General features: G+C 38.5%; 1 protein-coding gene. It reads right to left on the bottom strand.

Annotated elements, in window-relative coordinates:
* Positions 1-60: 60 nt before the first annotated feature.
* The coding region (locus AAEZ02_RS22915) for an LPD1 domain-containing protein (RefSeq protein ID WP_351125426.1) at positions 61-257 on the bottom strand (197 nt) is incomplete at its 5' end.

The raw sequence follows: 257 nt of genomic DNA, 5'->3' as shown, positions 1-257 counted from the left end.
TCAGAATAGTGCGGTAGCAAGCCGTATCAGTGACGATAAATAACTAAGCTAAACAATAGCTTATTTTTCTAGTTGATGAAGCGCATAACCTAATAGTTGAAAATAATGGTTAATCGCTTCATTGGCGTGTAACGTGTGCTTTAGCTCAGGATAAATTAAGTTATTATTACTCAAACCGCCGACTAAGAAACTGTTTTTGATTGTTTGATGCTCGTTGATACAGGCTTCAAAACACCGAGCAGCAAGCTCCTCTGGCA

Origin of the sequence: Shewanella sp. T24-MNA-CIBAN-0130, assembly GCF_040310185.1 — a bacterium.
GTDB lineage: Bacteria > Pseudomonadota > Gammaproteobacteria > Enterobacterales > Shewanellaceae > Shewanella > Shewanella psychromarinicola.
This window is presented reverse-complemented; position numbering and strand designations above follow the sequence as displayed.